At 67.1% G+C, this 21846-nt stretch carries 31 protein-coding genes and 1 tRNA gene; 27 read left to right on the top strand and 5 right to left on the bottom strand.

Annotated features, from left to right (window positions below):
- Positions 1-75 precede the first annotated feature (75 nt).
- Positions 76-585 (bottom strand): redoxin domain-containing protein, encoded by a 510-nt coding sequence (locus DJ70_RS05105; RefSeq protein ID WP_094530762.1) that lies wholly within the window; start codon positions 583-585, stop codon positions 76-78.
- Positions 585-857, bottom strand: coding sequence for a glutaredoxin family protein (locus DJ70_RS05100; RefSeq protein ID WP_094530760.1), 273 nt, complete (start codon positions 855-857; stop codon positions 585-587). The genes DJ70_RS05105 and DJ70_RS05100 overlap by 1 nt, the downstream gene beginning before the upstream one ends.
- 102 nt (positions 858-959) lie before the next feature.
- Here DJ70_RS05100 and DJ70_RS05095 point away from each other — a divergent pair, with 102 nt between their 5' ends.
- Positions 960-2330 carry a hemolysin family protein gene (locus DJ70_RS05095; RefSeq protein ID WP_094530758.1) on the top strand — a complete coding sequence of 457 codons (1371 nt, stop codon included), beginning with the start codon at positions 960-962 and terminating at the stop codon, positions 2328-2330.
- A gap of 66 nt (positions 2331-2396) precedes the next feature.
- Here DJ70_RS05095 and DJ70_RS05090 read toward each other — a convergent pair whose 3' ends face one another.
- Positions 2397-3128 (bottom strand): DUF5781 family protein, encoded by a 732-nt coding sequence (locus DJ70_RS05090; protein WP_094530756.1) that lies wholly within the window; start codon positions 3126-3128, stop codon positions 2397-2399.
- Between the two features lie 79 nt (positions 3129-3207).
- Here DJ70_RS05090 and DJ70_RS05085 point away from each other — a divergent pair, with 79 nt between their 5' ends.
- Positions 3208-4269: a hypothetical protein gene (locus DJ70_RS05085; RefSeq protein ID WP_094530754.1), complete on the top strand. Its 1062-nt coding sequence runs from the start codon at positions 3208-3210 to the stop codon at positions 4267-4269.
- Positions 4270-4288: 19 nt separating this feature from the next.
- On the opposite strand, the gene DJ70_RS05080 is transcribed toward DJ70_RS05085, so the two are convergent.
- Positions 4289-5011 (bottom strand): queuosine precursor transporter, encoded by a 723-nt coding sequence (locus DJ70_RS05080; RefSeq protein WP_094530752.1) that lies wholly within the window; start codon positions 5009-5011, stop codon positions 4289-4291.
- Complete coding sequence (locus DJ70_RS05075; RefSeq protein WP_094530750.1) at positions 5004-5192, bottom strand: ribbon-helix-helix domain-containing protein; 189 nt, start codon at positions 5190-5192, stop codon at positions 5004-5006. The genes DJ70_RS05080 and DJ70_RS05075 overlap by 8 nt, the downstream gene beginning before the upstream one ends.
- Positions 5193-5304: 112 nt before the next feature.
- Between DJ70_RS05075 and DJ70_RS17275 the strand changes: the two genes are divergently transcribed.
- From DJ70_RS17275 to DJ70_RS04980, 25 genes are all read left to right on the top strand, one after another.
- Positions 5305-5442, top strand: coding sequence for a hypothetical protein (locus DJ70_RS17275; protein ID WP_179233974.1), 138 nt, complete (start codon positions 5305-5307; stop codon positions 5440-5442).
- The gene (locus DJ70_RS16695) at positions 5435-5671 is read left to right on the top strand and encodes a hypothetical protein (protein ID WP_143420938.1); all 237 of its coding nucleotides are present in this window, start codon (positions 5435-5437) and stop codon (positions 5669-5671) included. Before DJ70_RS17275 ends, DJ70_RS16695 begins: the two co-directional genes overlap by 8 nt.
- Positions 5672-5757: 86 nt before the next feature.
- Positions 5758-6333 carry a hypothetical protein gene (locus DJ70_RS05070; protein ID WP_143420937.1) on the top strand — a complete coding sequence of 192 codons (576 nt, stop codon included), beginning with the start codon at positions 5758-5760 and terminating at the stop codon, positions 6331-6333.
- Complete coding sequence (locus DJ70_RS05065; RefSeq protein ID WP_094530746.1) at positions 6330-8453, top strand: AAA family ATPase; 2124 nt, start codon at positions 6330-6332, stop codon at positions 8451-8453. The genes DJ70_RS05070 and DJ70_RS05065 overlap by 4 nt, the downstream gene beginning before the upstream one ends.
- Entirely contained in the window at positions 8454-8906 is a 453-nt protein-coding gene (locus DJ70_RS05060; protein WP_094530744.1) for a hypothetical protein, read from the top strand. It begins immediately after the preceding gene.
- Complete coding sequence (locus DJ70_RS05055) at positions 8903-9391, top strand: C2H2-type zinc finger protein (RefSeq protein ID WP_094530742.1); 489 nt, start codon at positions 8903-8905, stop codon at positions 9389-9391. The genes DJ70_RS05060 and DJ70_RS05055 overlap by 4 nt, the downstream gene beginning before the upstream one ends.
- The gene (locus DJ70_RS16690) at positions 9388-9714 is read left to right on the top strand and encodes a hypothetical protein (RefSeq protein ID WP_143420936.1); all 327 of its coding nucleotides are present in this window, start codon (positions 9388-9390) and stop codon (positions 9712-9714) included. The genes DJ70_RS05055 and DJ70_RS16690 overlap by 4 nt, the downstream gene beginning before the upstream one ends.
- 95 nt (positions 9715-9809) lie before the next feature.
- A complete protein-coding gene (locus DJ70_RS17270; RefSeq protein ID WP_179233973.1) occupies positions 9810-9983 on the top strand; it encodes a hypothetical protein in 174 nt (57 codons plus the stop codon).
- The gene (locus tag DJ70_RS05045; RefSeq protein WP_094530738.1) at positions 9976-10281 is read left to right on the top strand and encodes a hypothetical protein; all 306 of its coding nucleotides are present in this window, start codon (positions 9976-9978) and stop codon (positions 10279-10281) included. The genes DJ70_RS17270 and DJ70_RS05045 overlap by 8 nt, the downstream gene beginning before the upstream one ends.
- Positions 10278-10544: a MarR family transcriptional regulator gene (locus DJ70_RS05040; RefSeq protein ID WP_094530736.1), complete on the top strand. Its 267-nt coding sequence runs from the start codon at positions 10278-10280 to the stop codon at positions 10542-10544. The genes DJ70_RS05045 and DJ70_RS05040 overlap by 4 nt, the downstream gene beginning before the upstream one ends.
- 244 nt (positions 10545-10788) lie before the next feature.
- Positions 10789-11361, top strand: coding sequence for a hypothetical protein (locus DJ70_RS05035; RefSeq protein ID WP_094530735.1), 573 nt, complete (start codon positions 10789-10791; stop codon positions 11359-11361).
- Complete coding sequence (locus DJ70_RS05030) at positions 11358-11537, top strand: hypothetical protein (RefSeq protein ID WP_094530733.1); 180 nt, start codon at positions 11358-11360, stop codon at positions 11535-11537. The genes DJ70_RS05035 and DJ70_RS05030 overlap by 4 nt, the downstream gene beginning before the upstream one ends.
- Positions 11528-11599 (top strand) — tRNA-Phe (locus DJ70_RS05025). Before DJ70_RS05030 ends, DJ70_RS05025 begins: the two co-directional genes overlap by 10 nt.
- 298 nt (positions 11600-11897) lie before the next feature.
- A complete protein-coding gene (locus DJ70_RS05020) occupies positions 11898-13367 on the top strand; it encodes a hypothetical protein (protein WP_094530731.1) in 1470 nt (489 codons plus the stop codon).
- Positions 13364-13534: a hypothetical protein gene (locus DJ70_RS17265; protein ID WP_179233972.1), complete on the top strand. Its 171-nt coding sequence runs from the start codon at positions 13364-13366 to the stop codon at positions 13532-13534. The genes DJ70_RS05020 and DJ70_RS17265 overlap by 4 nt, the downstream gene beginning before the upstream one ends.
- Positions 13535-13631: 97 nt before the next feature.
- The gene (locus DJ70_RS05015) at positions 13632-13940 is read left to right on the top strand and encodes a hypothetical protein (RefSeq protein ID WP_094530729.1); all 309 of its coding nucleotides are present in this window, start codon (positions 13632-13634) and stop codon (positions 13938-13940) included.
- On the top strand, positions 13940-14101 hold the full coding sequence (locus tag DJ70_RS17260) for a hypothetical protein (protein ID WP_179233971.1): 162 nt from the start codon (positions 13940-13942) through the stop codon (positions 14099-14101). The genes DJ70_RS05015 and DJ70_RS17260 overlap by 1 nt, the downstream gene beginning before the upstream one ends.
- Positions 14098-14670 carry a helix-hairpin-helix domain-containing protein gene (locus DJ70_RS17255; RefSeq protein WP_094530727.1) on the top strand — a complete coding sequence of 191 codons (573 nt, stop codon included), beginning with the start codon at positions 14098-14100 and terminating at the stop codon, positions 14668-14670. The genes DJ70_RS17260 and DJ70_RS17255 overlap by 4 nt, the downstream gene beginning before the upstream one ends.
- A complete protein-coding gene (locus DJ70_RS05005; protein WP_094530725.1) occupies positions 14667-16268 on the top strand; it encodes a phage terminase large subunit family protein in 1602 nt (533 codons plus the stop codon). The genes DJ70_RS17255 and DJ70_RS05005 overlap by 4 nt, the downstream gene beginning before the upstream one ends.
- A gap of 3 nt (positions 16269-16271) precedes the next feature.
- Positions 16272-18161 carry a phage portal protein gene (locus DJ70_RS05000; protein WP_094530723.1) on the top strand — a complete coding sequence of 630 codons (1890 nt, stop codon included), beginning with the start codon at positions 16272-16274 and terminating at the stop codon, positions 18159-18161.
- A 9-nt stretch (positions 18162-18170) separates the two neighbouring features.
- Positions 18171-18455: a hypothetical protein gene (locus DJ70_RS16670; protein WP_143420934.1), complete on the top strand. Its 285-nt coding sequence runs from the start codon at positions 18171-18173 to the stop codon at positions 18453-18455.
- 190 nt (positions 18456-18645) lie between these two features.
- A complete protein-coding gene (locus tag DJ70_RS04995) occupies positions 18646-19884 on the top strand; it encodes an XkdF-like putative serine protease domain-containing protein (protein WP_094530721.1) in 1239 nt (412 codons plus the stop codon).
- Complete coding sequence (locus DJ70_RS04990; protein ID WP_094530719.1) at positions 19884-20852, top strand: phage major capsid protein; 969 nt, start codon at positions 19884-19886, stop codon at positions 20850-20852. Before DJ70_RS04995 ends, DJ70_RS04990 begins: the two co-directional genes overlap by 1 nt.
- A 5-nt stretch (positions 20853-20857) precedes the next feature.
- The gene (locus tag DJ70_RS04985) at positions 20858-21229 is read left to right on the top strand and encodes a hypothetical protein (RefSeq protein ID WP_094530717.1); all 372 of its coding nucleotides are present in this window, start codon (positions 20858-20860) and stop codon (positions 21227-21229) included.
- Positions 21230-21235: 6 nt separating this feature from the next.
- Positions 21236-21846 (top strand): hypothetical protein (locus DJ70_RS04980; protein ID WP_094530715.1); only part of this gene is annotated, 611 nt, incomplete at its 3' end.

Raw genomic sequence — 21846 nt, 5'->3', positions numbered from 1 at the left:
GGTCGACGTAGGCGTTCGGATCGAAAAAGGATAGCGGGTCGGACCGCCCCGGCGCCCGAGAGCGTCCCGGCCGGCTCACTCGAGGAGGTCGTCGATCGCCGACTCGACCGCGTCGTAGTCGGGGAAGGAGGGGTGTTCGCTCCCGACCCAGGCGTATCGGACGACGCGGTCGTCGTCGAGCAGGAAGACCGCCGGGCGCGCCTCGGTGATCCCCGCCATCCCGTCGACGTCGTGGGCGACGCCGTACGACTCGATCACTTCGGCGCTCGGATCCGAGAAGACTCGAACCCCGTCGCCGCGCTCGGCGAGCAGGTCCTTGTGCTCGTACGGCGAGGAGATCGAGACGCCGTAGACGGGGAGCGCGTCGGCCCACCCGCGGTCGTCGATCTCGTTGTAGACGTACGTCGTCTGGAACGCGCCGTCCATCGGGTGGAAGACGAGCAGCGTCGGCCCGTCGACGACCGCCGAGAGCGCGCGGTCCTCCCAGAACTCCTCGCCGACGAGCGGTCGGGTGAACTCGGGGGCGGTCTCGCCCGCCGTCACGTGGTCCGTCTCGGGGAGCTCGACGACCTCGAACTCGGGCATCAGGCACCCCCCGCCGCGCCGGCGTCCTCGTAGGTTCCCTCGAGGTACTCCACGATGTTGGCGCTCTCGGACATGGTCACGCCCGTGTTCCGGTCGACGATCGCCGGGACGCTCCGCGCGCCGGAGACGCGCTTGACGACGTTCCGCTCCGAGTGCATCGGCTCGACGTACCGCGACCGGTACTCGAGGCCGAGGCGGTCGAGCGTTCGCACGACCCGCTCGCAGTACGGACACGCCTGTAGTCGGTACAGGGTGATCTGTGGGTCCGTCATACGCCCGGTTTCGGCCCCGGACGGGGTAACCGTGTCGGCCGCGGCACGCCCGGACGTTCGAAGGTAACACTTTAACTGCGTCCCGACGGAAGTGGGGCGGTAATGGGCTTATCGTCAAGCGCGCTGACAGTCGGCCCGCTCCAGCTGCCGGTGATGGGAGACACCACCGTGGCCCTCCTCGGCGCGCTCACGATCCTCGTGTTGATCGCGCTGTCGGCGTTCTTCTCCTCCTCGGAGATCGCCCTGTTCTCGCTCCCGCAACACCGGATCGACAGCCTGGTCGAGGACGGGATCCCCGGCGCGGAGACGGTACAGGCGCTGAAGAGCGACCCGCACCGGCTGCTCATCACCATCCTCGTGGGGAACAACATGGTCAACGTCGCCATGTCCTCCATCTCGACCGGGCTGCTCGTCTATCTCGGGTTCGGTCAGGGGCAGGCCGTCACCATCGCCACGTTCGGGATCACGGCGCTCGTGCTCCTCTTCGGCGAGAGCGCGCCGAAGTCGTACGCCGTCGAGAACACCGAGTCGTGGTCGCTCCGGATCGCCCGCCCGTTGAAGATCTCGGAGTACGTCCTCTTTCCGCTCGTCGTCCTCTTCGACTACCTGACGCGCGTCGTCAACAAGGTCACCGGCGGCCGGTCGGCGATCGAGACCTCCTACGTCACCCGCGACGAGATCCAGGACATCATCGAGACGGGCGAGCGCGAGGGCGTCATCGAGGAGGAGGAACGCGAGATGCTCGACCGGATCTTCCGGTTCAACAACACCATCGCCAAGGAGGTGATGACGCCGCGACTCGACGTCACGGCGGTCGCGAAGGAGTCGAGCGTCGAGGAGGCCATCGAGACGTGTATCCACGCCGACCACGAGCGCGTCCCCGTCTTCGAGGGGAACCTCGACAACATCGTCGGCGTCGTCACGGTCCGGGACCTGGTCCGCGAGCTGCGCTACTCCGAGGGGGAGCCGTCGCTCGCACGGGTGGTGAAGCCGACGCTTCACGTCCCCGAGTCGAAGAACGCCGACGAGCTGCTCGCGGAGATGCAGGAGAACCGCCTCCAGATGGTGACCGTCATCGACGAGTTCGGGACGACGGAGGGGATCATCACGCTGGAGGACATGGCCGAGGAGATCGTCGGCGAGATCCTGGAGGGCGACGAGGACGCGCCGGTCGAGTTCCTCGACGACAACGTCGCGCTCGTCCGGGGCGAGGTCAACATCGACGAGGTCAACGAGATCCTCGACATCGACCTCCCGGAGGGCGAGGAGTTCGAGACCCTCGCCGGCTTCGTGTTCAACCGCGCGGGCCGGCTCGTCGAGGAGGGCGAACAGATCGAGTTCGACGGCGTCCGGATCCGCATCGAGCGCGTCGACAACACCCGGATCATGAAGGCCCGAGTCACGGTCCTCGAGGGGACGGACGAGCCGTCGACCGCCGACTCGGACGAGCTACAGGCCGACGAGGCGGACTGACGCGGCCGACGCCATACCGACCGGGGAGTGGGCGCCACGCGTCCGTCACACGGGACGCGTCCGTCGTCACACGGCGTACGCGCGCGCGGCCGAGACGAGCGCCTTCCGGTAGCCGCTCTCCGTCGGGTCCGGGCCGAGCTCCAGGAACCGGCGTTTGAAGCCGTCGACGTCGACGTCCGCCGCGTCGCTCTCCGCCGCACGTGCGAGGTCGTACAGGCGGTGGCTCGGCTCCGCGAGGTCGTGTCGCTCGACGAGCGCCAGCGCGAACGCCGCGTTCACCGCCGTGATCTCCGGGTCGGCCCCGGCGGTCACCGGCGGCGACCCGGCCCGATCCGGGGCCGGCCGGTCCGCCACGGCGGCCGCCAGCGTCGACTCGAGGAAGCCGACCAGCTTGTCGGCGGGCGCGACCGAGAGCGTGATGTCGTCGGCGTAGATGTCCTTCATGTGGTTCGCGATCTGGTAACAGTGCGCGAGCTTGCGTCGCTCGACGGTCTCGCCGGCGAGCCCGAGGTACAGCGCCTCCTCGGTCGACTGGAGGTGTGAGGCGTGGCCCTCCTCGTACCGGGCCATGTGTGAGAGCTCGTGGACCGCCAGCTCGCGGGCCATCGCGCTCGTGGCGGCGCGTCGGGAGACGTTGAGGACGTGGTGGTCGGCGTAGTGGCCGGCCCACGTTCGCTCGTCGGGGTCGTCCCGGATCTTGACGTAGACGGGGTCCTCGAGCGAGAACTCGGTTTCGAACAGGTCGGCGGCGCCGAGAAACGGGTCGGGGGGAACGTCCCCCTGTACGCGGAGATCCATGCTTACGGTTACCACGGTGTGCGGTGGTAAATCCCTTGCGGCGTCCACGCTTATGTCCCCGCCCGCCCTCCTCACGGGCATGAACGCGTACGCGGCCTACGCCGACGGGCTCCGCGTCGTCGATCCCGACACCGGACGCGTCGAGACCCGCCTCGACGGACGACGGGTCGAGTGCGTGGCGGTCCACCGGGAGGCTCGAGAGCGCGTGTTCGCGGGGACGTTCGACGACGGGCTCCACCGCTCGGTCGACGCGGGCGAGTCGTTCGAACGGATCGCCGGAGACGCGCTCGGTCCCGAGGGCACCGGCCCGGACGCGGTCACCGCCCTCGCGACGAGCCCGCACGACCCGGACACGGCGTGGATCGGGACCGAGCCCTCGCGGCTCTACCGGACCGCGGACGGCGGCGGATCGGTCGAGCCGATCACGGGGATGACCGACGTCCCCTCCGCGTCGGAGTGGTCGTTCCCGCCCCGCCCGGACACCCACCACGTCCGGTGGATCGAGCCCTGCCCCGACGACCCCGAGCGGTGGTACGTCGGGATCGAGGCCGGGGCGCTGCTCGTCACGTCCGACGGCGGCGCGACGTGGACCGACCGCCCGCCGGGATCGCGCCGGGACACCCACACGATCGCGACCCACCCGGACGTCCCGGACCGGGTGTACGTCGCCGCGGGCGACGGGTACGCCGAGAGCGACGACCGCGGACGGTCCTTCGAGGTCGTCGCCGACGGCCTCGATCACGGCTACGTGTGGGGGCTCGCCGTCGACCCCGGAGATCCGGACCGCGTCCTCGCCAGCGCCGCCGGCGGCGCGACCGCCGCCCACCGGCGTGGCGAGGCCTACCTGTACCGCCGGGAGGGAGCGGCCGGCGACGGATCGGTCGGCGACGGGGCGACCGGCAACGGATCGGTCGGCGGTGACGGAAACCCGGACGCGACGGCCTGGGAACGGCTCGACGACCGGGGGATCCCGACCGGCGAGGGGACCTACCGGGCCGTCCTGGCGTCGGGAGCGGCGACCGGCGAACTCTGGGCGCTCACGAACCACGGGCTCCATCGAACCGTCGACGGCGGCGACCGGTTCGATCGGGTCCCGGCCGACCTCCCGGAGGCGGTCCCGCGGGCGCTCGCGGTCACCTGAGACGTGCTCGAGCGGACCGCTACTCCCGGACCGCGCCGACGACGAGGTAGACGAACGGGGTGTCGAGCACGGCGATCAGCAGCTTGAGCAGGTACTGGCCGACGATCAGCGCGCCGACCGCGGCGAGCGGCAGCGCGTCCCCGACGCCGAGGAGCGTCGGCGCGACGAGGAACGCGACCGACACGAAGACCACCGTGTCTATCGCCTGGCTCGTCGCCGTCGACGCGAGGTTGCGGAGCCAGAGGTTGGCCGATCCGGTCCGGTCGCGGATCGCGTGAAAGAGCACGACGTCGACGTTCTGGCTGACGACGTACGCCAGCAGGCTGCCGGCGACGACGTTGGTCGTCGGGCCGAGCGCGGTCCCGAAGGCGGCGGCGACCTCGGGGTCGACGCCCGGCGCGGCCAGCGTCGACCACACCAACGCGAGCACGACGAAGTTCATCGCGAACCCCACGTTCACGACGACCTGAGCGGTCCGGCGGCCGTACAGCTCGGCCAGGCAGTCGGACGCGAAGAAGGTGACCGCGTACGCCAGCGCCGCGCCGGGGAGCAGTATCCGCGGGCCGACCACGGGCAGCGCGACCGGGAGCGACAGCGCGAGCACCTTCGCGGCGGTGACCTGCGCGGTCGCGAGCGCGGTGACGAACAGCGCGACGAGCCCCACCGCCGCCACCGCCGGCCGGGAGAAGGGATCGACCGCGAGGAGGCGCTCGGGTCCGGTGTCGGCGGAGCGGCTACTCATCCGAGCCGTCCTCGTCGGTCAGCCGGCCGTGGCGTGCGTCTATCTCGTCGAGGGTGTCGAGCGTCTTGCGGATCGACGCCCGGACCGCGTCGCTGCGGTTCACGAACTTTCCGTCGTCGCCGACGTGGTCGTCGAGGTCCGCCAACAGCTCGCCGGGGATCTCGACGCTTATCTTGGGCATGCTATGTCGATAGCCACCGGCATGGTGTTGACTGTTCCGACTCGAGGAGCACCTCAAGAATACCAGCGGAACCACATATAAATGGGTACTTAAACACGGGGGCGGTCGCCTGATGGCGGTCGCGTCCGGGCCGTTCTGCGGAGCGCTCGGCTGTCGCGACGCGGCCGACCACGTCATCCGCGACGGCAACGGCGAGTACTTCGTCTGCGACGAGCACGCCGACGCCGGCGAGGTGGTTGAGGATGTGTGAGCCACCACTCGCGGAGTCGTACAAGGAGTGGCTCAACGACATCGCGAAACCCTACACGAGCCGCTGCTGTGGGGCGACGCAGTACCTCTCCTGGACGTACAGCACGGACGAGTACCCTGACGAAGTCGATGTCGACTGCGCCAGCTGCGGCCGCGTCGACGTCCACGACCACGATCCCGATGCTCCAAGTCCAGCAGCTCACGCCACGGAGGTGTACCGCCATGTCTAACGTCTCCCTATGTTACAACAACTATCCCTATAATATAGGGAAAAGTATAGAATATAGGGATCGGGTTTGGTTTGGAGGTGGTCGGCGTGCCTAACCAGGCTGAGGGGACGGAGACCCTCTACGTCGAGATCCCGCCATCGCTGAAGTACCTCGTCGACGAGGACGATCGAACGAACAAGCAGGTCGTCATCTCCGCCCTCGAGCGTGAGCTCGGTGTCAACACTGCCGACTCGGTCGCAGTCATCGACCGGAAGATCCGGCGGAAGGAAGAGCGGCTCGAGCAGGAACTCGAGCAGGCTCGCGAGCACCGCGATCGCGTCGCCCGGCTGAAGGACGACCTGGACGAGATCCGTGAGCTTCGCGAGGACAAGGTCGACGAGGAAGGCAGCTACGAGGACGCCCTCGACACGCTGCTCGACGAGATGGAGGCAGGCGACTTCCCGCAGGTGTGGGCGACCCACCCACGGGTCGACGACGTCCGCGGCGAGCACGGCCGGTCGAACGAGGAAGTCCTCTACGACCTGAAGCATCGCGCCGCCGACCAGGAGCGCGACCTCCTGAACACGAACTTCATGCAACAGATGCACGCCGAGACGCAGCGCCGCGCCGGCAACGAGCAACCGATCGCCGAGGCCGTCACCGGGGACGGAGGTGACGCATGAGCGCCACCGTCCAGGGCGAGACGGCGACGCTCACCGACCAGTTCCTCGAGTTCTACCAGACGTACTGCCGCGACGAGATCGGCGAGCTCGCCCAGCGGTACCCGCGCGAGCAGCGGTCGCTGTACATCGAGGCGGACGACCTCTACCGCTACGACCGGGGGCTCCTCGAGGACTGGCAGAGCGACCCCGAGCAGCTCCGCGAGTACGCCGAGGAGGCGCTCCGGCTCTTCGATTTGCCGGCGGATGTCGAACTCGCGAACGCTCACGTCCGTCTGACGGACACCGAGGATGCGCTCGAGACGCGGTCGATCCCGGACCTCAACCCAGCCGATGACATCGGCGACTACGTCGCGGTCCGCGGGCAGCTCTCGAAGGTCACCGGGACGGCGCCACGACTCGTCGAGGCAGCCTACGAGTGCCAGCGCTGCGGGACGCCGACGTACATCCCACAGGGGCGCAACCAGGTTCAGGAGCCGCACGAGTGTGCCGGCTGCGAGCGACAGGGTCCCTGGGGACTCAACGTCGACGAGTCGGAGTTCGTCGACCAGCGGAAGGTCCAGCTCGTTGAACTTCCGGGCGAGCGCCCCGATGTCGAGGGCGAGTCGATCCCGGTGTTCGTCGAGGACGACCTCTGTGACTACGGCGGGGAGAACGGCCTCCCCGACCGGAGTGGCGAGCAGGCGGTCATCCTCGGGAAGCTCCGTGTCAACGAGTCGGACCTCACGGGCCGGAACGCCGACCCGGAGACGACGACGTGGATCGATGCCCACGCCATCGCGTTCGAGAGCGACGACTACGACGATGTCGACGTCGACGCCCATCGCGAGGCGTTCGAGACGCTCGCCGAGCAGGATGACTGCGTCGACCAGCTGGCCGACAGCATCGCGCCGCAGATCCTCGCGGACGAGGAGCTCGACATCGTGTTCGAGGCGTCGGTCGCGTGGTTGTTCAACGCCTACCGCATCGACAACGAGCTCGGGAGCTATCGGGGTGACCTTCACTTCGGGCTGATCGGTGACCCTGGCCGCGGGAAGTCGACCATCCTCAGCCGACTCAACGAGATCGCGCCGAAGTCGGAGTTTCGCTCCGGTACTGGGCTCTCGAAGATCGGCCTCACGGCCGCGGCCGTCCAGGAGGAGTTCGCCGGCACGACCGAGTGGACGCTCTCGCCAGGGATCCTCCCGCGGGCGAACGGCGGCCACTGTATCATCGACGAGGTGGACGATGTCGTCGACGAGAAGACGAAGTCGATGCACGACGCCCTCGAGGGCGACCAGATGGTGAAGGTGGACAAGGCCGGCATCACGGCCGACCTCCCGACGCGGACGGCACTGCTCGCGTCGGGCAACCCCGTCCACGGGCGGTTCGACCGGATGGAGCCGATGGCCGACCAGATCGACCTCGACGACGCGCTCATCGACCGGATGGACGTCCTGTTGGCCGTCCAGGACATCCCCGATCCGGAGACGGACGCGAAGCTCGCCGACCACGTCCTGGACACGTGGGACGACGCGAGCCGCCAGGAGCTCGAGAACCGCGGCGTCGACATCGACGTGCCGGAAGAGACGGCGATCGACCCGCCGGTCGCGAAGGAGACGTTCCGGGCGATGCTCGTGTACGCTCGTGAGCACGTGTTCCCGACGCTGACGCCCGAGGCAAAGGAGATGCTGAAGGAGTCGTACATCGACGTCCGGTCGCTCAACGACGGCGCGAACGACCCGGTCCCGGCGACGCCCCGCCGCCTCGAGGCCGGCATCCGCCTGTCGGTCGGGTTCGCCCGCGCAGAGCTCTCCGAGACCGTCGACGCGCGTCACGTCGAGCGCGCGATCCGGATCACCAAGAACGTCGTCGGGCTCGCCTACGACCCCGAGACCGGGAAGTTCGACGCCGAGCGCACTGGCAAGGGGACGCCGCAGTCACAGAAGCAGCGCATCCAGCGCCTCAAGGAGATCATCAACGAGCAGTGTACGCCAGGAGAGGCTGCGCGCCGGTATGAGGTGCTCGACGCGGCCGAGGAGTCCGGGATGGACCGGTCGACGGCAGCCGACGAACTCGACAAACTCGACCGAGAGGGCGAGGTGTACCACCCCGATGGCGAGGGGTCGCTGAGGTGGTCGTAGATGCCCGCCGACACCCAGCCCGCCCAGACGGGCGACGCGATCCCGAACCCGATGCCGGAGTCCGCAGCGGAACACGCAGAGAATCCGGCGCGGTTCCTCGTCGACGAGCTCCACGTCGACGCCGGCGACGGCACGACCGGGAAGCTGATGCTCGCACGGATCCGCGGGCTCGAGACGATCGCGTTGTGCCGGTACTGGCTCGCCGTCGAGCGGTGGCTCGCCCGCGAGCACGATCGCGAACCTCGCGACCAGGTCGTCGACGCCCTCGAGGCGCGCGAGGAGACGCTCCAGGAGGAGGGCGAGGGCATCCCGCAGGCCGGGCTCTCGCCGGAGGAGCGTCGCGAGCGCGCTGCCGAGCGCAACGCCGAGTCCGTGGCGGTGCTCCTGGACGAAGATGGCGAGGAGCGGCCGTGGTCGTCACAGCGCGGTGCGGTCGTGGGGGCGAGCCGATGAGCGACGATGGATCCGCCGATGGGGTTGATCATCTCGCCGACGTCGTGCTCGCGAATCTCTCTGTCGGGCTCGGCGTTCGGATCATCGACGAGTGGGGCAGTAAGGATGACTACCTGTTCCACGGCCCGCACGGCCGTCTCGAACACGTCAGCTACTCCGAGAACCTCGACCAGTGGAAGCGGGGTCTCTACCAGATTGATGAAGTACTTCGAGATCGTCTCGTCAACGCTATCGACGGACACCCGCAGTTCGCTGGGTGGTCTTACGTCCGACGCGAGCAGCTCGGCGAACCGGAACCTGTCGTAATCGACATCTCCGAACCGGCGAGGTGTACTCTCTGCGACGAGCGCTTCCCGTCGGGGAACGCTTTCGGCTGGCATCTCGCCGACGTCCATCAGATTGACACTGAGGACAAGATGGAGTTCGCTGTCCCCGAGCCTGAGAACCAGCACACGCTCAACAAGTGGGCAGGTGGTTCAGCGTGACTGATCGATCCGGAGACGACGTTGATCGCTGGGACATTCACTGCTCGCGGTGCGGAGACGAGTACCCACTGGAACGGGACAGTAGCCTCTGCGAGAGTTGCGAGAAGGAGATCCAGCTGTCCAAACTGATGGACGGCATCCGTTGTGAACACTGCGACGGACGCGGCTGGGTCTACGGGACGATCTGCGACGTCCAGCGTGCGATGAACGGGCGTGACACCCGCTGTCCGGAGTGTCACGGGACCGGGCGAGTCGCCTGGGATCCAGACCCTGACGACGTCCATCCGGATCTCCGAGCCGAGGTGGTGGCTCGTGCCGAGTGAGACCGAGCGCAAGGTCGCGTACCTCGCGAAGAAGTGGCGCATCCCTCGCGAGGAGGCCCGTCGCCTGCTCAACATCAAGCGCTCGGAGGCTAGCGATGAGTAACGACGCAACGATCGTCCCTGGGATGCCGTACGTGGTGGCGTACTCTCTCGGGGCGCTCCTCGCACTCATCGACCCTGGGATGGCGCTCTTCGGCGTCACGTTGTACATCGTGTTCATCGTCGGGATGGCGTTCGCGAGCGACACCACGGAGGCTAGCGATGACTGAGTCCTGCCCGACCTGTCAGACCGACATCCTCGTCTCGGGGGCGCAGGGCCCGTACTACCGCTGGCAGTGCCACGGCTGCGGCAAGCAGTTCGGCGCGATCGACACCGAGCCGATCGCTTACGACGCCGTCGACGAGTGGTACGTGTCGAGCTCTCCGGATGGTGTCCGCCTCCACGCCGACCGGAGCTGCCTAGCAACCAGCGTCGACGCCGAGATAAGACCGCTCGCCCCGGCCGTCGCCCGCGAACACCGACACTCGCGCTGTCTCACCTGCGGCCACGAGGTGGTCGAGGGATGAGTGAGACCGTCGACGTCGCCGATCTCCCTCGCTCGACGCGTGAACACCTCGCCGAGCTCCCGCCGACGGCGACCGTCGTGTACCTCCACCTCCGCAACGAGGGCGGTCCACGGACGCTCCGACAGATCGCGTACGAGACAGTCCGCCCGCGGAAGTCAGTCCACCGTGCGCTCCGAAAACTCCACGACGAAGGGCTCGTCACGTGCTCGCCACGCCACACCGACCCACCGGCCTCAGAATGGACGATCGCCGGGATGTCATAATGACACAGTACGGTCGATATAAGCGTTGGGCCAAGCAACGATCGGGTGACGACAGCCCGGCGACGGGCGACCCCACGCCTCGCCCGCGGGGGTCGGAACGACAGGGCCGGAGAGACGGTCGCCCTGGACCCTTTTGCGCTTTGCGCGAACATGAGTAGCTTTCACGATCACAACCAGGCCGGCGAGCGGACGGAGTGGTGCCCCCACTGCCAACGCTACGTTCGGAGACCTCACCTACAACACGATGCCTGAGCAACCCGCCTACCACGAGCACGTCCTCGACGCGTCGGACGTGTGCTTGAGCTGCCACCGCATCGTCCGCGTCGAGCGGCAGGACCCGACACGCGGCGGGATCACTCGCGAGTACGAGACGCATCACGAGCGCCATCGCGACCACACCGTGGTCGACTACGGGCCCGCCGACTCGGTCGGCGACCAGCAGGGGACGTTCTGCTCCAAATGCGGGACGGAGTCGCCCTGGGACCGCTACTGGGACGACCACCGGACCGACACCCACGCGGTCGCGACGGCGCTCGGCTGGCTCGAGGGCGTCGACGATCCCAAGGCGACGCCGTGCCCGGAGCGCGAGCTCTCCATGCCGCGGTTCCGCGAGCTGCTCAAGGCGACCATCCGCACGCTCGAGGAGAAAGGCGTCACGCTCGACCGGCAGACGCTCGCTCGGGAGGCGCTGGAGCGCCGTCGCGACGGCGAGCACGTCGACGACTGCCTCGGCGAGGCGACCGAGGCCGCGATCACTAAGGCCATCACCCGGACCGATGCCGACCGGACCGACGCCCGGCGCGAGGTACCAGCATGAGCACGAGCCAGTATGACCAGGTCGCGTTCGACTTCGCCGGTCGCGAGCTTGTCGGGCGGGTCGTGGACTATCTCGCCGCCGCCGACGTCTCCGGGCCGGACGGCCTCCTGGTCGTCGACGTCGACGGGCAGACGTACCGCGTCGAGGAGTCGAACGCAGAGCGGTTGGATCGATAGCTCAGTGGGAGAGCACGACCCTGAAACGGTCGCGTGCCTCGGTTCGAATCCGAGTCGATCCATCTCCTGAGGGTGTGGTTCTCGTGGCTTTTCTCTGCGAGGCCAGGTCCACCCGAGGGAGTGTTGAGACACACGAGCGGCCGGCACCCCCCTACGGCGGGGAGTCGTGACCATTCCGTCCGGATCTGACATGCTGTCAAACCAATCGAGTCCGGCCGCCTTGCCGCGCCTCTGGTGAGGTGACAGACGCCCCTATGGGCTCAGGCGAAACCCAAGCCTGAGACGGGGCTACCCTGTCCGGGGTTCGATCCCCCGCGCGGCCTTCGCGACGCACTGACAACCCCTCCGTTTCCACTCTAGATGGACGATACACCCGAGTTCACTGACCGCCAGCGCGAACTCCTCACGATGCTTCCGGCGACGACGTCGGAGATCGCCGAGGCGTTCGACGTCGCGCCGACGACAGTCGAGTCGCACCGAAACGCGCTCAAGAACAAGGGCGTCCCCCTGGAGTACGACCGCGAGACGACCGAGTGGTACGTCGACGGCTCACCGGGGTGGCAGGCGACTGTCAACGAAGACGATCAGGAGGACACCAGGTTTCCGGACCTCTCGGACACGCCGGTTGCCGACGTCGATCCCGACCCGTCGGACCTTAACGACGACGAGCGCGTCATCGCTCGGGAGCTCCAGACCGGCGTCGACGACATCGACACGCTCGCCGACCAACTCGACGACCGTCCTGGCGTCATCACGCAGCGACTCCGCGATCTCCGCGAACGCGGTTGGCAGGTCTACGTCGACGAGTCTGCTGACCACGTCGCTATCGAGGGCGACTCGACGCTCCGCTCGAGTGAGCACATCGGAACCCGCACCCGGAAAGCGAACCGCTGGTGGGAGCAGCGACACAACGAGCTCGTCCGCGAGTACAAGGGTCTCGACGATGTCCCGTCGACGACGCAGTACGACACGCACCCGGACAACGAGGACTGGGTGCTCCACCTGACGGACGTCCACGCCGGCGATTACGTCCGTCAAGACGATGGGACGGTCGTCTACGAGCCCGACATCATCCCAGACGTCATCGACTACGCGACGCGTCGATCACTCCACCTCGCGGATGTCCACGACGCTACCTACGACACGGCATACGTCCTGCTCGGCGGCGACCTAGTCACCGGCGAGGGAATCTACGAGGGCCAGCTCGCGAACGGCGATGTCCAGGCGTACATGGACGAGCAGATCGACCTGCTCCATGACCCGCTGCTCCGACTGGTGGATGCCTATGCTGAGCGCTTCGGGAGCGTGGAAGTCGTCTGCCAGATCGGCAACCACGGCGACATCCGAGCGGACGGCACCTCGAAGCAGGCGAACGCCGACCTGATCACCTACAAGAACCTCCGGAACACGATCGCGGCACTCCGTCGGCGACACGACGAGTTCGAGAACGTCGCGATGAAGATCGGCGAGGCGCGTGCCTACCGCAACTTCGATCTCCGCGGCGGGAAGCTCACCGGCCATCTCCGCCACGGGCAGGACCGCGATCCGCAGGCGTCGACGTCGGCGCGACTCAAAGAGTGGCTCTCGACGCTGATGGACCACGAGTTCGACCTCGCGTACATCGGCCACCACCACGTCTCCGGGATGATCCCCTGGGACGGTCCACCGATCGTGACGACCGGCAGCCCGAAGCCGAGCGGCGAGTTCGTCGAGCGCCTCGGCGTCGGCGTGCCCTCGAGGTTCCAGTCGATCGCCTCGTGTCACGGCGTGAGCGACGCGGGGATGACCGGCTTCTACCCGATCGACGACCGCGCCTTCCAGTCCACATGATGCACCAGAACCCGACTGCCTCGAGGCAGTTCGACACGCCGTCCGTCTCCGTGATAGCCATCGACGGCACCGATACGGTTCCCGACCGCCTCGCGTTCTACGACGGCACCTCGACGCGGTCGTGGCTCGCGATGGACGACCCGCTCGACCTCCGCGACTACTGCTGACCATGACTTCCCAGACAGACACCGACGACCGTTGCCCGGAGTGTGGTTGTCCGAACTCCGCGAACCCTTGCGATCACCAGCCTCTCGCTGATGTCTCATGAGCGTCCCAGCACCTACCCGTCCGTGGTACTGCCGGGACGACGTCGTCGACGAGTACAAGCAGACGCTCGCGGAGGATGGTGAGTCGCTGCCGATGCTCAAGAAGCTGAAGATCATCCGGGCGATCATCGTCAACCTCGGCGTGATCACCATCGTCCTCTACTCGATCTTCCGAGGCGGTGACCCGACCTTCCTCGGCGGCTTCGGCCTCTCCATCCTCGGCGCGTACAACGGTGTGGAGCTGCTCGACTACGCCGCGCTCCTCCAGGCGTACAGTGAAGTCCAAACCGCAGATGGCGAGGACTGATGCCGAGCTGCGAGGAGTGTGGTGACGAGCTCCAGGAGACGAACCCTGGCGGCCGGTACCGCGACAAGTGCATGGACTGTATCGAAGAGATCGCCGAGGACATCCCGAGCCATCGCGAGCAGTGTGACGACCCTGACTGCCTGATCTGTACGACACCATGACTGAGGACCTCACCGAGATCGACGGCGTCGGCGATGTGATAGCGGAGCAGCTGCGCGACGCCGGCTTCGAGACCGTCGCCGATGTCCAGGCCGCGACCGTCGACGAGCTCGCTGCCGTCCACATGCTGGGCGAGTCCTCCGCGAAGGCGATCCTCAACGACGATGACGGCGTCTCGAAGGGGCGTGAGTTCGAGCTCGACGAGGACGACCATGACGACGTCCTCGAGGCCGCCGAGACCGGGATGTCCATCCGTGGGTGTGCTCGGGCTGCCGGCGTGAGCCTCTCACAACTCCAGCGCTACCTCGACACCCACGACGATTTCCGGGTCAGCTTCGAGCGCGCTCGCGCACGAGGCGAGTCGGAGCTCATCGAGGGCGGCCTCCGCGACGACGACGTCGACACGTCGATGGCGAAGTTCCTTCTCGCCTCGAGCTTCGACTACAAGAAGACGGAACGCCGAGAGGTCGAGGCGGACGTCGACCAGACGACGACCCACGAGCTCGGCGACGACGAGAAGGAGATCGCCCTCGAGGCCATCCGCGAACTTCAGGAGCGTGAGTCCGCATGAGTGTCGACCAGCAGATCGCCGACGTCGCAACGGGCGAGGACCTCGGTGGGAAGCGAGACCTCCTCAACCCGTGGGATCCCGAGACGCCGGCGACCATCCTCGACGCCGCGAACGAGCTCTGCCGTGGCTACATGCGCGACGAGCGCGACGGGTACTACCAGCTCGGCGATCACCACGGCGAGTGGCTGCGCCTCCTGGACGACGAGCGGAAGCTCGTGCTCAACTGCCACCGAGACGGGCTGAAGACGACGACCGTCCTCTGCTACATCCTCCTCCGCCTGGAGTACGACGACGGCTTCCGCGTCATCTGGGCGATGAACAACAAGGGGATGACGAAGAAGAAGACGGACCTCGAACTCAACCGGTTCGTCGAGCGGAACCCGTGGCTCACCAACCTCCAGGAGGACCAGCGGCGGGCCGACACGATCGACCTGAAGGAGTTCGGCAACGGGTCGACGCTCGTCGCGACGTGGCTCGACGGCGGGATCGACGGCGACCGCGCGCACCTGCTCGTTCTCGACGACCTGATCAAGGCGCGCGGAGACGGCAACCCCGAAGACGTCCGCGAGTGGATCGAGGGGTCGGCCGTCCCCGGCGTGAAGGACGACGGCCGGACCGTGCTCATCGGGACGCGGAAGCGCACCGACGACCAGTACCAGCACTACCGGTCGATGCCGGCGTACACCGCTGCGGAGTTCCCCGCGATCCTCGAGTACTGGGAGCAGGGCAACGCGACCGACGACGACCTCGAGGAGCGCCGGCCGCCCGAGAAGTACTACACCGAGGTCACCGACCCGTGGAACCCTGACCAAACAGTCCACGTTCTGTGGCCAGGCGCCCGAGGTCCGGCGTGGCTCGCAGACAAGCGCGACGAGATGGCCGACTTCCGCTTCTGGCGGGAGTACTGCCTCACGTTCATCGGCGCCTCTGGCAACCTCGTCGACGCCGACGCCGTCAACCGCGACGTCGACCAGGGTGGCTGCTCCATCCGCGACCGGTCGCCGCCGGCGAAGTACCGCGCGGGCAGCGGCGAGGCGATCGTCGTCGGGCACGACCCGGCGATGTCACCCACCGGCGACGACGCGGCGTTCGTGGTCCAGCTGCTCCGGCGGTCGGGCGAGCGCGTGCTCCTGGACGCCCACGCCGAGCAGGGGATGTCGCCGTCGGGTATCAAGGCCCAGCTCCAGGAGTACGACCGGCGGTACGACCCTGCGCTGATCGTCATCGAGGACAACGGGATGCAGCAGTACATCGTCGAGGACGCCATCGAGTTCTCGCCGGCACTGCGCTCGAAGGTGACTGGCCTGTCGACGACGTCGTCGAAGCACAGCTGGGAGAACGGCATCCCGCGACTGCGGACGCTCGTCGAGTCGGGCGGCATCCAGTTCTACCGAGGCCACGACGCCACCGAGGACTGGATCCAGGCGGCGCTCTCGCTTGAGCTCGACGACGGCAAGCTCCAGGGCCACACGCCGGACCTGATCGCGGCGTGGTACATGGCCGAGCAGGGGCTGCGCCGGTTCGAGTACGGCCGGGAGCGCGACGCCGACACCGCCGACGACGATGACGACGCCACCAACGGAGTGAGCTACCTCTAGATCATGACCGACGATACTGATGACGGCAACGTGACGCTATCCGTCGATACACTGGATAACCAGTCGACGATGGCCAAGGCCGAAGAGACGACGCAGCTGGACGAGCGCCACATCGCCACCGACGTCGGTCGGGGCATCCAGCCGCCGTACAACCCCGAGACGCTGGCGGCCTTTCAGGAGCTGAACGAAACGCATCAGGCGTGTATCCGCAAGAAGGCACGCTACGAGGCCGGCTACGGCTTCGACATCGTTCCGCATCCGAGTGCCGACGAGCCGGACACGGGCGAGGGCACACAGCACCAAGACGTCCGCGATTTCTGGTACGGTTCCGACTCACGGTGGCAGATCGGGCCGGAGGGCACGGCGATGTCGACGCCCGAAGAGGTCCTCGAACTCGGCCGACAGGACTACCACGGCATCGGCTGGGCCAGCCTTGAGATCCTCGTCGAGGGCGACGGCACGCCGATCGGGCTGGCACACGTCCCGTCCGCAACCGTCCGCGTCCGGAAGACAACCGTCCAGGAGCGCGAGGACGGCGACGACATCATCGAGAGTGGTCACGGCTACGTCCAGATCCGCCAGGGTCGACGTCGGTACTTCGGCGAAGCGGGCGACCGCTACGGCGACGATCCGACGTTCGTCGACAAGGAGACTGGCGAGACCGCGAGCGACGCCGGCGACCTCCCGAATGGGCCGGCGAACGAGCTCATATTCATCCCGAACCCGTCGCCGCTCTCGCTGTACTACGGGATCCCCGACTGGGTCGCTGCCATGCAGACGATGGGGGCCGACCAGGCCGCGAAAGAGTGGAATCACGACATCTTCGAGAACCTCGGCATCCCGTACTACGCGATCAAGGTGACCGGCGGGACGCTCACCGAAGACTCCAAAGAAGAGCTCCGCGAGCTGATGGACAACCTGAAGGGCAGCCGGTATCGGACGGCCATCCTCGAGGTCGAGGACTTCGAGTTCGAGGAGGACAACCCGCTTCAGGACGGCGACCCCTCGGACGTCGAGATCACGCTCGAGCCCATCGGATCGCGCGAGGACCTCGACATGGAGTTCGAGGCGTTCCGCGAGCGCGCCGAACACGAGATCGCGAAGGTCCACGAGGTGCCGCCGATCCTCATCAACGTGACGTCGACATCGAACCGGTCGAACTCCGAGGCGCAGGTCCAGGAGTTCGCGAACGATGTCATCGCGCCGGAGCAGTCGAAGTTCGAGGCGCGGCTCTACTCGATCATCCACCAGCAGGCGCTCGGCGTCGACGACTGGACGATCGACTTCGAGCTCCGTGGCGGGAACAACCCGCAGGAGGAGGCGCGGATGGCCGAGCAGCGCGTCCGGGCGATGCGACTCGCCGGCGTCGGCACGGTCAACGAGGCGCGCGAGGAGCTGGGCCTGGAGCCGTTCGAGGACGAGGACCTCGGCGGCATGACGCTCCAGGAGTTCGAGGCGGAGTTCTCTGACGACGGTGTCGGCGGCGAGGACGACGACGTCGAGGAGATGCTGACGCGGTCGAAGGCTGCCCCGCCGCCGGAGAACAAGATCGGCGAGCGGAAGTCGCTCAACATCGACGTCGAGAAGGACCCGATCGAGCAGACGACGTTCAACAGCTCGAACCTTGACGAGGGGCTCTACGACTTCGGCGCCGGCGAGCTCTACCTCTCGTTCCAGCGGCCGGACGGCCAGAACTCGCTGTACGTCTACGTCGACGTCCCGCCGAGCGTGTGGAACGAGCTCGTCAACGCGGGGTCGGCGGGGTCGTACCACTACGACAACATCCGGCTGGAGTATCCGTATCTGGAGATCACCAACAACCACGAGCGGCTGCCGGAGGGGCCGACGCCCGATCCGGGTGAGGTCCCGGACGACATCCCGAGCGACATCTAGGAGGGTCAGATGATGTTCTTCACGGGTTCAAGACCATCGAAAGAGGAGCTGCTGATCGACCGGCTACAGAACAAATATACAGCGGGCGATATCTCGCTGGATGAACTCGATAACTGCGTTGAGGCAGTCCTCGAAGATCGGCCAAATTCTCATCTACTAAAAGAAACGTGCTTAGTATGCGAAAACGACCTCTCAGGATACGCGCGGAAGAGGTTAGGTGCGTCCCCGATCTTAGCCTACTGCCCAGGTTGCGGTCGGGAACGCCCGACTGACGAACTGCCTGCGTTGAAGTAGCCGATCTGCCGATGACCCAGGGAGCGCCCGACTCCCTTGTGCGAGGCACGACCGGGTGCGATTCTACGAGACCATGAGCAACAAAGACACAGAGCGCGGCGAGAAGCGCGGCGTCCTCGACACCGGTCGTGCCAAGGAGCTCGACAAGGACGCCGACGCTGACGCCGCCGACGATGACGAGGGCTGAACCGTGCCGCCCCTGAAAAAGGAGAATCAAAGCGTCGTCCAGAAGCGCGTCGACTTCGTCACGAAGGACGACGACGAGCAGGTCGCCGCCGGGATCGTGATGGTTCCGGACAAGGTCGACCTCCAGAACGACTTCGTCCGCGAGGAGACCATCCGCTCGTTCGCGGACCAGTTCGGCACCTTCTACGAGGCTGGCGAGGCTGACGGCGGCATCATGCATGCCGTCTTCCCGAGCGAGTGGATGGACCTCGAGCGCAACGAAGTCCTCGACGAGGCTGAGGAGATCGGCGGTGAGACCGTCGAGGCCGGCGCGTGGGTCCAGGAGTGGGCCATCAACGACGACGGCCTGTGGGGCCTGATCGAAGATCGGATCATCGCGGGGTACTCCATCGGTGCGGTGAGCGCCCAGTGGGACGGCCCCTACGAGCCGGAGGACGTCGACGACGTCGACATCCCGGACGAGGTCGCTGATGAGCTCATCTACGAGCTGGTCGACGGCATCATCCAGGAGGTGTCGGGCGTCGACCTCCCTGCGGTGCCGGACGCGATGATCCTCGACACAAAGGCAGCCGCGGCCGCTCGGAAGCGGCTCGGCGACTACCTCGGCGACCCGGACGGCTTCGTCGAGGAGGCCCTGGCTCGAGGCCACACCGAGGACGAGGCCGAGCGGCTGTGGGAGCACCTCAACCGCGCGGTCGAGGTCGAAGGATCGGGCGAGCCAGGGACGAAAGGCCGGATCACCGAGGCCGCGAAGACGTTCATCGACGCGGTCACTGGTATCGGCTCTGGTGCGAAGGAAGCCGGCCGCGACGACGCCGATGACGCACAGGCTGACAAGGACGCTGCCGGTGGCGACACGCCGGCCGATGACGACGGCGGCTCGAAGTCCGCCGATGACACCAACACCATGAGCGACGACACCAACGACGACCCGTTCGACGACGCCCCGGAGTGGGCGAAGGAGCTGCGGGACGGACAGCAGGAGAACAGCAAGCGGATCGACGAGGCGCTCGAGGAGAAGGACGCCGGCGCCGGTGACGACGATCCGTTCGAGGAGGCCCCGGAGTGGGCGAAGCGACTGAAGGAGAACCAGGAGAAGAACGCCGAGCGGATCGACAACATCTCCAAGCAGACCGGCGCCACGGAGAGCCAGCAGCTCGGCGGGACGGAGAAGGGCGCCGACGAGAACGGCAGCAAGAACAGCGGCTTCACCCTCGACCCGCGGAAGGCGGGTGGTAACTGATGAGTTCCACTGACACGACTGACACGCTCGATCGGACGCGCTCGGCCAACCAGAACGCTGCGGACAAGTTCGACACGACCGACGTCGCGGGCGGGGTGCTGCCCCGCGACCTTTTTGAGCAGTTCTACCAGGCGGTCCAGGACACCGCCACGATGCTCGAGGACGGTCGCACCGAGGACCTCCCGCGCCAGAAGATGGCGCTCCCGAAGATCTCCGTCGGCGAGCGACAGCGGCGCGGCGCTGACGAGGGCGAGGGTGACGCCGGCGACGCGACGGTGAACACCTCGCAGGTCCAGATGGACGTCGAGAAGGCGACCATCTCCTACGACCTGACGCGCGAGGCTGTCGACGACACCGTCGACAACGTCGACGAGATCATCCTCGACATGCTGGCGCGGCAGTTCGCGATCGACACGCAGGACCTCGCCATCAACGGCGACGAGGCAGCCGGCGACGCGTTCCTCAACCAGAACGACGGCTGGCTGAAGATCCTCCAGAACGACGGCGACGTCAACACCTACGATCACACGGACGGTGGCGGCACCCCACAGCCGGTCAACACGTCGCTGTTCAACTCGTCCATCCTGGCGATGCCGAACAAGTACCTGCGCTCGGGGCGGACCGACCCGCGGTTCTACATGAACCTCGACCAGCTCCAGAACTACCACAACGACCTCGCCGAGCGGAACGACCCGCTGGGCGCGGCCGTCCTGATGGGCGACGATGAGGCCACGCCGTTCGACTACGACGTCGTCGGCGTCGCCAACTGGCCGACGGACACCGCGGTGTTCACGCACCCGCAGAACTTCATCTACGGGCTCTACGACGACGTCGAGATCCGTGTGCTGACGGACACGGACAAGGTCGCGGAGAACGACCTCTTCGCCCGCTACTTCATGCGGGTTCGTGACGACTTCGCCGTGGAGGCACCCGAGGCCGCCGTCGTGATCACCGGCATCGCGGAGTGATCTGAATGCCTCGAGTTCACTACAGCGGCAGTGGGCGATACCGAACGAGCGGCCACCAGTTCGAGGAAGGTGACATCGTCGAGGTCGACGAAGACCTCGCCGACTACCTCTGCGAGATGGACGCGTTCGGTCGCGTCGATGAGACACGTCCGGACGCCGAGGACGACACCGAGGGTGCCCCCGAGAACGATGAGGGGCCGACCGAGAGCGAGGGCTTCGACGTCGACGCATGGATCGACGAGCACCATTACCAGGAGCGCGCGGAGCAAGTCCGCGACGGCGAGCACGACGAGCACCTGGACGCGATCGCTGGGGCAGAGTCCGCGACGACCGTCCAGGACGCCGTCGGCGAGCGCCGCGCAGAGATAGCGGGGTAACCCGTCATGCCTGTCGGGTACTGTACCGTCACGGACGTCCGCCACGCGCTCCAGGAAACCGACTTCTCTGGGGCGCTCGGAGAAGGCAACAACGACGTGGTCGTCAAAGCGATCGCCTCCCAGACCGAGACGCTCGAGAAGGAGTTCAAGCGCCACTGGTACGAGCCCGACGGCGTCGACGACGACCCGCAGGGGCTGATCCCGACCGAGCCGAAGACCCGCGACGACGAGGAGGACATCCCGACCGGTGGGGCGCACCTGGTCGGCGAGCCCGTGACGCCGAAGACCTACCAGCAGGGGTACACCAAGATTCGGCTGGCGCGACGTGACGCCGAGAGCGTGACGCAGCTGCTGGTCGCGACCGGCGACGGCTACGACGACTGGGTCGCCAGCGACGAGTACGACGGCGGGTCGTTCCCGGACGCGCTCGGCGACGACTACTACCTGCGGGTGAACAACGGCGGCTGGTCGGAGCTGTACCTCAAAGCGGAGCACTTCCTCGACGAGGACGGCGAGCCAGTCGTGGAGTCGTTCGCGAACGCCGCCTACGTGTTCTTCGAGTACGGCCACGAAGGGATCCCCGACAACGTCCGACGGGCGGTCGCGATGCGCGCCGG

It is taken from the genome of Halorubrum halodurans (genome assembly GCF_002252985.1).
GTDB classification, from domain to species: domain Archaea; phylum Halobacteriota; class Halobacteria; order Halobacteriales; family Haloferacaceae; genus Halorubrum; species Halorubrum halodurans.
Note: the sequence above shows the minus strand (reverse complement) of the source record. Positions and strands in the feature narration are given on the sequence as shown.